This window comes from Pseudopedobacter sp. (assembly GCF_040392825.1).
Taxonomy (GTDB): Bacteria; Bacteroidota; Bacteroidia; order Sphingobacteriales; family Sphingobacteriaceae; genus Pseudopedobacter.
The window spans coordinates 1-3,534 of record NZ_JBEBVH010000345.1 but is presented as its reverse complement, the minus strand read 5'-3'; the positions used below and the strand labels follow the sequence as shown (position 1 = coordinate 3,534).

The 3,534-nt window shown below is 36.8% G+C and carries 3 protein-coding genes; all 3 read left to right on the top strand.

Translation table 11 applies throughout. The features are described from left to right. Positions 1-365: 365 nt before the first annotated feature. The 3 genes from ABWO41_RS16690 to ABWO41_RS16680 all read left to right on the top strand — a co-directional run bounded on the left by ABWO41_RS16690 (position 366) and on the right by ABWO41_RS16680 (position 3,097). Complete coding sequence (locus ABWO41_RS16690) at positions 366-1,403, top strand: hypothetical protein (protein ID WP_353140439.1); 1,038 nt, start codon at positions 366-368, stop codon at positions 1,401-1,403. A gap of 283 nt (positions 1,404-1,686) precedes the next feature. Beyond that, positions 1,687-2,478, top strand: a complete 792-nt coding sequence (locus tag ABWO41_RS16685; RefSeq protein ID WP_353140437.1) for a hypothetical protein — start codon at positions 1,687-1,689, stop codon at positions 2,476-2,478. Then, a complete protein-coding gene (locus ABWO41_RS16680; RefSeq protein ID WP_353140435.1) occupies positions 2,468-3,097 on the top strand; it encodes a PM0109 family protein in 630 nt (209 codons plus the stop codon). The genes ABWO41_RS16685 and ABWO41_RS16680 overlap by 11 nt, the downstream gene beginning before the upstream one ends. Positions 3,098-3,534: the final 437 nt, after the last annotated feature.

Below are 3,534 nucleotides of genomic sequence, written 5' to 3'. Positions count from 1 at the left end.
AATCCATTAATGGGTACATAGCCTACTATACATTCCTATGAAAAAGCACCTAATCCCCGCCCTTTTTTGTTTTTTCTGCCTTATCAGTTGTCAAGAGGTAGGCCCGTACCGTGACCTTGAAATAAGTATTTACAATGTAAATCATGGCGAGATAAGTATTTACCAACTTCCCGACAGTATATTAGTATACGAGTCTTACTTTGAGATACTTAAAGACAATACTATTCACATTTCCAGCATACCCGATGGTAGGTATCTCTTAGTAGTTACCTCCGACACTCTTACTCACCAACAGAAGTTTGAGTATGATGGGGTAATTGGGTTGGGGGTGGTGTTTTGATATTAAATTTAGACCCTTACTATTTATGATATTGTTAAATATGTTAACGTGCGGATGTAATATTTTTGAACCGGGTTCGCCTAAAGCTTATGAATTTTGGTTTTGGTTAATAGGATTAGGAGCAACACTCTTTGCTATTTATTGGAGTTACAAAACAGCTAGAAATACATTTAATGAAGAACAAACGCTTCAGAAAGAGCAGTATGAGAAACAAGTTGAAAGAGATAATTCTATTTTTGATAAACTCTTAAAGACTATATCTGATAAGCTAATAACTCAGAAGGAGAAATTAGAAAATTATATTATTACAGATTTTCAGGAGATTACTGTTGTGCCTGGTTTAAACACTACTATTCTACTAAATATAGATCCTAAATCTCTCTATCAGCGAAAGGATTTGGAAGAAAGAGCGTTAACAGAATTACTATTAGAGTTACCTGAAGTCGGAGATTTGATGGATTTAATTACGAATATGATTGCTAGATATGAAAGTAAACAGGAGAGTCTTTATGTGACTTTAAATAAGGTCTCTGATTTGTATGAAATATATCATTCGTCAAATATACAAACCTATAAAAATTTACAATATGAAACTTATGATTTCATAACTGATACAAATATAGAATCGCTTAAGAAAAAGAAGAAAGAATTGCTTCAGGATATCATCCGACACGAGAAAAAAGAGGAGTATGTAAAGTTGCTCAAAATTACAGATACGTTGATAAAAAAGACTGAAATATCCGATAATATGCAATTGTTAAGTAGCTATAGTGAAACCTACCAGAATTTGCTTATTGCTAGAAATCAGAAAAGTGATTACGAGAATTTTAGTGCTTTTCATAATGAATTCATCATTCCTATATTGGATAGAATGCCTCCGAAAATACTATCAGAGCAAGTTATGTCAACTTATAAATTTTTGATGGATCAGAAGAAAGCATTTATAAGATACAAAGCTTTACATAGCTATCACAAAACAGCGATAGAAAGTTTGATTAGTCAGATTGATAGAATACATAATCTCATTGGAAATTTTATTAAAGAAAACACATCACAAGCGTAAGCCGCGGTGAAACCCTTAGAACTTGAATTACCCCAACGCACAGTAAAAAGCCCGTCTGAAAAAGACAGGCTTTTTACTTTCCAGCCGCGCCGCTCGGCAGGCAAACCAGCCGCACTTACTAGAGCTGTTTCCGTTCCACGCTCGTTGCACTCCAACAGCACTAGTATTTCCAACCGCACAGGTAATTAATACAGCAAAAAATAAAATTGGTGCGTGAGGGGCGGTGAAACCCTTAGGGATGTTTTTAAAATTTATAATGCACTTTTTAACCCCTTTTTAACGTATGATTTCCTATTTCCATCAAAACAAAGGTAGTTTCCGAGTCTGTGAGGATTCGTTGACTGCTGCAAGCTTCGATTTACTTAAATACTTGCCAAGCGAACTTTTCTGGAAAATCCTTAAAAATTCTCTCTATCATGACAAACTTCCCTTTGTATCAGGCGAAATGATTGAAATGAAATATTGGGAAAAATGGAACCCAGAAGGTACACAAAATGAAAGATTTGTAGAGCCTGATTTATTTGTTCGGTTTTATGAATTTGATCTAATTATTGAAGCAAAAAGATATGACCGAAAACAACAAAGCGAAGCACAGTTGCTAAAAGAAATTCAAGGGTATTATAATGAATTTGCAGACGATGAAAAGCCACTTTATTTCATTCAAGTAGGTGGTTTACATAATTTGGATGATCCTGACGATGTGATCATTAATGATAGAAAAGTCAAAGTTTGTAAAACAGACTGGACCAAATTACTCTCGCAAATTACTTCCGAAAAATCCAAGATTGATAGCATTGACTATTCACAGACTAATTCTTATAAAAGAATATTTGACGATTTGGTCACAGTGTTTGCAATGCATGGCTTTTTCAGAAAACTATGGATTCAAGATTTACGCAATCCTCATTTAAAGAAATCTAAACCTCTAACCTTATTTAGTTATGTAAAATCCAACCAAAAAAAACAGGTAGACCAGATCAAAAACAGCCTCATTAAGAAGTTATGGCTCCAAGATTTAAACAATCCATATTTAAAAAATTTTCAATCCAAAAACCTATTTAGTTATGTCAAATAATACAAGTGATATTCTTCTAGAAGTAAGAAAGGCCTACAGATTTCTTTACAATTATCAGAGTAGAATTCTAGATTTAATCGGATTCATCGGAAATAAATTTGGTGTCAATTATAAAGGAGGATATCCAAAATTCAGTGATATCGTACCTAGACCTGGAAAAGGTAATTTAAATAACTGGGCGTGGGATTGGTTGAATATGTACTTCTATGAGTTCCATTTTGGAATGCATGAAGTAGTATACAATAAAGAAGGTGAGCAGAGAATCGATAAGCTTACGTTTGCAATTTTTATTGTTAATGACAATGGTTACTTCCTTTCTACAGATAAAAATAAAATTCAAACCGATACTTTTAAACCTGTTGAAGAATCTGAAAGTAAACTGATTTTCGTGGTTGGTAAAAATATGTGGGAAAACTGGGGAGATAATTGGCATACACCTGATTTTATTTTGGAACCAGCTGGAAAAAGGGTCCGCGATGAAAACGAATGTATGTTATTTAAGCAGTACAATCTTGCGTTATTTGGTAGTGAAGAAGATGCGATTAAGTGTCTAAAAGATTTTGAAAGTTATTGTCTTCAAAATGACATAAATATGACAGTGAAGTCTGCCATCATTTAAAAATTGACGAATGGTTGGAGTTTAGGATAGCTTGTTCCTGAACTCCAACTAACGCAGTGGCAAGGTCTCCTTCTCTCCCGGCCCCGGCTGCCGTTCTCGCTTTGCTCGCACAGTCAGCCGGTTCCTCCGTTCAGTCGGTCGGCAGAAAAAAAATAATGCGCCAGCAGGCTTGTCACCTTATTTTTTCTGCCTTGCGCACGCGCGTGCGTCCCCGGCTCGGCTCCCTACACCCAGCCCGACTGCGCTACAGTTCCGCTCCCGCTACACTTCCGCTTGCGTGCTGGCCTCCGGTCGGGTGCTTAAATAATAACCACGCCAGCCAAAAAAGGCTGTCATGGTTATTGCACCCACGGCAGCCGCGCTACCCCGACGCAACACCCATGCGCCGCGCTTTCCCTGCCGGCCTCGCATCGGGGCGCGCGACAAAGCTTACATTC

What these genes read in the sequence shown, in the direction of transcription:
- ABWO41_RS16690 (WP_353140439.1), top strand. Translation starts at nt 366, where the DNA reads ATGATATTGTTAAATATGTTAACGTGCGGATGTAATATTTTTGAACCG.
- ABWO41_RS16685 (WP_353140437.1), top strand. Translation starts at nt 1,687, where the DNA reads ATGATTTCCTATTTCCATCAAAACAAAGGTAGTTTCCGAGTCTGTGAG.
- ABWO41_RS16680 (WP_353140435.1), top strand. Translation starts at nt 2,468, where the DNA reads ATGTCAAATAATACAAGTGATATTCTTCTAGAAGTAAGAAAGGCCTAC.